The sequence below is a fragment of the Xanthomonas sp. SHU 199 genome (assembly GCF_000364665.1).
Classification (GTDB): domain Bacteria; phylum Pseudomonadota; class Gammaproteobacteria; order Xanthomonadales; family Xanthomonadaceae; genus Xanthomonas_A; species Xanthomonas_A sontii.
The window spans coordinates 1-5,264 of record NZ_AQOI01000643.1; the positions used below are offsets into that span (position 1 = coordinate 1).

Sequence of the window (5,264 nt, forward strand, 5' to 3'; positions counted from 1 at the left end):
CCAGGATCGCCAGCTGGCCGAGCAGCAGGAGCGCCGCAGCGACGGTCGGCAGGTAGCCCAGTGGCAGGCGCGGCAGGTCGTAGCGCTGCAACAGCGCTTGATTGAGCAGCAACGCCAGCACCATGCCCGCGACGCTGCCGGCGCTCACGATCAGCAGGTTTTCGGTCTGGAAATGGCGCAGGATGTCGCGACGGGTCGCGCCGATGGCGCGGCGGATGCCGATCTGGCGCGTGCGTTGCTGCACCCAGAAACTGGCCAGCCCGCCGATGCCCAGGGCGGTCACGAACAACAGGCCCGTGGTCGCCGCGAGCAGCAACCCGATCATGGTGGCATCGCGCTGGAAATAGCGCTGCCGCAGCTGGGCGTAGCTGCGGCGCCCTTCGGCCGGAATCAGCCGCAGCGGTCCTGCCTGTGCCAGCGCGTCGGCTGCCGCGGCCAGGATCCGTTCGCGGTCCTGCGGTGCGCTGCGCAACAGGTATTGCACCTGGTTGCCCGCGGGCAGCTGCGGCGACAGCGCGGCCAGATGGTCGACCGCTGCGCCGCGCAGCGTCGTGCGCAGCAGGTCGTCGACGACGCCGACGACGACGGCGCCCTGGGCTCCGCCATACAGCGTTTTGCCGACCGCAGGTTGACCTGGCCACAGTTGCCGCGCCAGCGCGCGGGTGACGATCACGGCGCTCGGTGTGGCGGTGGAATATTCGTCGGCATGGAAGTCGCGGCCGGCGATCAGGTGCGCGCCCATGGCCTGCACGAAACCGGGCGAGCCGCTGTAGTACGTGGCCTGGATGCACCCTGTATCGTCCATCGACTGCCGCGCCATCGCGCGGTCCAGCGTCTGCCGGTCGGGGCAACCGCCATAGTCGTTGGCGCCGCCGGACAGTGGCAGGCTGAAGCCGATCGCGGCGGCCGCGGTGACACCGGGAATGCTGCGCAACGCCCGCAGATCGGATTGTTGCTGGGCCAGCGCATTGCCATCGCTCTGGACGCCGCGCACCGAGATCAGCGTCAATTCTTCCTCGGGCAAGCCGCTGGAGACCCGCAGACGTTCGATGCGCCCACCGATCAGGAACACGGCGTTGGCCACGAAGGCGCAGGTCAGTGCGACCTGCAGGGCCAGTAGCGCGGCGGTCAGGCGGTGATGCTGCAGGCTGGAGAGGATGGGGCGGATCGGCAGATTCATGTCAGGTCCTTGATCTGCAGGGCGGGGTTGATCCGGCTGGCCCGCCAGGCGGGCAGCAGGCCCGCCAGCAGGGCGGCGATCACCGCCAGTGCCACGGTGGCGAGCAGCATCTGCAGGTCCATCCGCGCCAGCCTGGCGTAGTCGTCCGGGCGCTGGCGCACGCTCCACAGACCCAGTTCGGCGATCGCGATGCCAACGGCGCCACCGAGCAATCCGATCAGCGCGGCCTCGCTGCCGAACTGCAGGAACACGTGGCCGCGGCGGGCACCGAGCGCGCGTCGCACGCCGATCTCGCCACCGCGACGCAGGAATTTCGCCAGCAGCAAGGCGATCACGTTGACCAGGCAGATCCACAGGAAGCCCAGCGCCAGCAGCGTCTGCAGGCGCACATCGTCGGGCACCATCCGCAAATGGTGCAGCCAGTCCATCAACGCATACAGGCGCGCCCGCTCCGGCGGCCGCTGGAAGCGGCCGCTGGCGTGCTGTGTCGCGGCGTAGTCGTAGAGCAGGCGCTGGTAGGCGGCGACCTGTTGCGGCGTGTCCAGGCGCACCCAGAACTGCAGCCAGCTGGTCGAGGGATCCTTGCGTCGCGCCGCGTCGTCGCCGTTGAAGCTGTTCCAACTGCTGATGTTGCCGTTGACGTCCAGCGCCAGTTCCATCGCGGTCGACAGCGGCAGGAAGAAATCGTCGCGCTGGCCGAAACTGCCCTTGCTGCCAGGGTCGGCGTAGAACAGCGGTTGCGGATCCCAATCGCCGGTCACGCCGATCACCTCGAAGCCGATGCGCTTTTCCCCGAGCGCCACCCGCTGGCCGACCGGATCGCGCGCGCCGAACAGGGTGTCGGCCAGGGTGCGGCTCAGCACGATGACGCGGGCGTGGCGCTGGTCGTCCGCCGTGCTCCAGTCGTGCCCGCGCTGCAATGGGATGCCGAACACGGCGAAGAACCCGGCGCTGGTGTAGCGGCCGCTCAGGTCGAGCGGCGCTTGCGTCGCGCGCGGCGGCCACAGCAAGACCTGCCCGCCGGCCATCGCCGCCTGCGGCGTCGCGGGTGCGGCGCGCAGCAGCGCCATGGCGTCGGGCCAGGTAAGGTTGTCGGCCGGATCGCCCCACTCCTGGTTGTCCGGGTAGCTGCTCGGCAACGGATCCAGATGCGGTGTGTAGAGCGCACCGCTCCTGTCCGGCAGCGGGTCGCGCGACATCACGTGCAGCACCGTCAGCATGGTCATGCTCGCGCCGATGCCCAGGCCGATCGCCAGCACCATCAGCGCGGTGGCGATCGGCGTGCGTCGCAGGCTGCGCCAGGCCAGCAAAAGATAATGGTTCAGCATCCTGGCTCTCCTCGTTTGGACGGTGGCCGCGTTCGCTCAGACACTGCGGGTGGCCACCGCCGGCGGCACCGCCGCGGCGCGGCGTGCGGGCGGCAGCACTGCGAGCTGGCCGAGCAGCCACAGCACCACCGCGCCGACCGGCAGGTACCACAGCGGTAGCCGCGGCAGTTCGTAGGCGCTCATCAGGTACAGATTGGCGGCGTAGGCCAGCAGCATGCCGAGCACGATGCCGGTGCTGGCGAGCAGGAAGTTCTCCAGCTGGAAATGCCGCAGGATCTGCGTGCAGGTGGCACCGAGCGCGCGGCGGATGCCGATCTGCTTGGTGCGCTGCTGCACCCAGAAACTGGTCAGGCCGACGATGCCCAGTGCGGTGACCAGCAGCAGCGCCACGCTCACGCCGACCAGCAGCCAGGCCATCGCCTGGTCGTCGCGGTAATAGGCCGCGCGTGCCTGCTGCAAGGTCATGGCGCCGTTCACCATGCGCCGTGGACCGTGTTGCGCCAGCGTCGCCTTGGCTTGTCGCAACACCGCCTCGCGCTGTGCCGGATCGCGCACGCGCAGCAGGTAGGTGCCGCGATCGTAGGCGACGTTCACCGGGAACAGCATCGTGTCCTCGTAGTGGCCGACGTTCCCTCCTTCGCGGGGTTGCACCAGGCGTTGCACCATGCCGACGATGCGGTGTTCGCCGTAGACGTAGATGGTGCGGCCCACCGCGTTCTGGCCGGGGAACAGGCGTTGCGCCAGCGACTGGCTGAGGATGACCGAGGGCGGGATGCGCTTGGCCACCGGATCGCGCAGTTGCGCGTCGTCGATGAACTCGTCGTCCGCGAAGCGGCGCCCTGCGACCAGATGCAGCCCCAGGGTATCGAGCAGCCGCGCGTCGCCGAAGTACTGCACCGCGTGCAAGGTGCTGCGTTCCTGGTCCGGGCGCAGGGACACGCCGCTGTAGCCGAGCGAATCGCCGAACAGCGGCTGGTTGATGATGCTGGCCTCGCGCACACCCGGAATGCGTCGCAGCGCGTCCAGGTCGGCGCGGGTCTGCGCGGCGCCGTTGCCGTCGCTGACCACGCTGCGGCTGCGCAGTTGCACCAGTTCCTGCTCGGCAGCACCGCTGGGCCGCTGCATGCGCTCGAGCCGCTGATCGATCAGGAACAGCGCGTTGCAGACGACGGCGCAACTGAAGGCGATCTCCAGCACGATCAGGCCGGCGGCGACGCGGTGCTTGCGCAGACTGGAGAGGATGGGATGGAGGGACACGGTGGGAGTTCCTGGCGGAGAGGGCGCGCGCGGCGCGTCATTGCGACTTGAGTTGCAGGGCGGTGGACACGCGCATCGCCTGCCAGGCCGGCAGCAGGCCGGCGAGCAACGCGCTGCCCAGGCTCATCGCCAGGGCGAGCAGCAACATGCGGCTGTCCAGGTGCGCCAGCGCGGCGTAGTCGGCCGGCTGCTGCCGTACCAGCCAGGTGCCGATCCAGGCCAGCAGCAGGCCGCCGGCGCCACCGGCCAGGCCGATCGCCGCCGCTTCGATCAGATGCTGGGCGAAGATCGTCCACTGCGAGGCGCCGAGCGCGCGGCGCACGCCGATCTCGCCGCTGTGGCGCAGGAACTTGGCCAGCATCAGCCCGGCGGTGTTGAGCAGGCAGATGCCCAGGAACGCCAGTGCCAGCCCCACCTGCAGACGCACGTCGGAGGGCACGGCGTGGTTGCGGTCCAGCCAGGTCATCACGTCGCTGAGGCGGATGTCCGGCGGATGGCGGAAGCGTCCCGCGTCGCGCTGCTGCCGCGCATAGGCCTGCAGCGCGTCCAGGTAGGCGGCGCGCTTGCCGGGGCTGTCCAGTTCCACCCAGTACTGGATCCAGGCGCAGGGGGCGTTCGCGCTGGTCCTGTTGCCGGCATGGTCGCCCCAGCAGGACATCGAGCCGCTGACGTCCAGGTCCAGGTCGCGCGCGGTGGAGAACGGCACGAACACGTCCTCGCTGTCGCCATATTCGGTGTTGGTCAGGTCGTAGAAGCGCGGGTTCATGTCCCAGACGTCGATCACCCCGACCACCCGCAGCACGGCATCGCCGAGCTGGAGCTGGCGGCCGACACTGTCCACGTCGCCGAACAGCTGGGTATTGAGCCGCCGCGAAATCACCGCCACACGCGCGCGCCGGGCATCGTCGTCCGCGGTCCAGGCGTGGCCGTAGCGCATCGGCACGGCGAACATCGGGAAGAAGTCGGCGCTGGTGTAGCGCGCTTCGGCGCCGAACGGGGTCAGCTGCGGCTGCGCCGGCACCACCGTCACGCTGCCCGCCGACATCATCGCCTGGCGGTCGCCGCGCCGGTCGCGCAGCAGCGCCTCGGCATCGCGGCGGGTCAGTTGCTGCGGGTCGGTGTCGTTCGGATCGTAACGGTCGTCCGGTTCGACGTTGAGTTCGACGTTGAACAGCTGCCCGCTCTTGCCGGGAATGGGATCGGCCGCCAGCACGTGGAACACGGTCAGCGTGGTCATCGATGCGCCAATGCCGACCGCGATCGCCAGCACCATCAGGGCGGTCAGCAGGCGGTTGCGACCGAAGCTGTGCAGCGCCAGTTTGCAGTAGTAGCCGAACATCGTGGCGTCCTGGAGAAGGGGCGGTGGCGGGCGATGGAAGGACGGGATCAGAGGCTGCGGGTGGCCACGGCCGGCGGCACCGCCGCCGCGCGCCGCGCCGGCGCGAGCACCGCGCACTGGCCGAGCAGCCACAGCGTCGCCGCGCCGAGCGGCAGGGAGG

At 69.8% G+C, this 5,264-nt stretch carries 4 protein-coding genes; all 4 read right to left on the reverse strand.

Annotation, left to right across the window (positions count from 1 at the left end; translation table 11 throughout):
- The coding region (locus tag D183_RS0118460) for an ABC transporter permease (RefSeq protein WP_017910304.1) at positions 1-1,180 on the reverse strand (1,180 nt) is incomplete at its 3' end.
- The gene (locus D183_RS0118465; RefSeq protein ID WP_026144631.1) at positions 1,177-2,508 is read right to left on the reverse strand and encodes an ABC transporter permease; all 1,332 of its coding nucleotides are present in this window, start codon (positions 2,506-2,508) and stop codon (positions 1,177-1,179) included. The genes D183_RS0118465 and D183_RS0118460, both read right to left, overlap by 4 nt.
- A 36-nt stretch (positions 2,509-2,544) precedes the next feature.
- A complete protein-coding gene (locus D183_RS0118470; protein WP_017910306.1) occupies positions 2,545-3,765 on the reverse strand; it encodes an ABC transporter permease in 1,221 nt (406 codons plus the stop codon).
- A 37-nt stretch (positions 3,766-3,802) separates the two neighbouring features.
- Positions 3,803-5,104, reverse strand: coding sequence for an ABC transporter permease (locus D183_RS0118475; protein WP_017910307.1), 1,302 nt, complete (start codon positions 5,102-5,104; stop codon positions 3,803-3,805).
- Between the last annotated feature and the right edge of the window lie 160 nt (positions 5,105-5,264).

What these genes read in the sequence shown, in the direction of transcription:
- D183_RS0118475 (WP_017910307.1), bottom strand. Translation starts at nt 5,104, where the DNA reads ATGTTCGGCTACTACTGCAAACTGGCGCTGCACAGCTTCGGTCGCAAC.
- D183_RS0118465 (WP_026144631.1), bottom strand. Translation starts at nt 2,508, where the DNA reads ATGCTGAACCATTATCTTTTGCTGGCCTGGCGCAGCCTGCGACGCACG.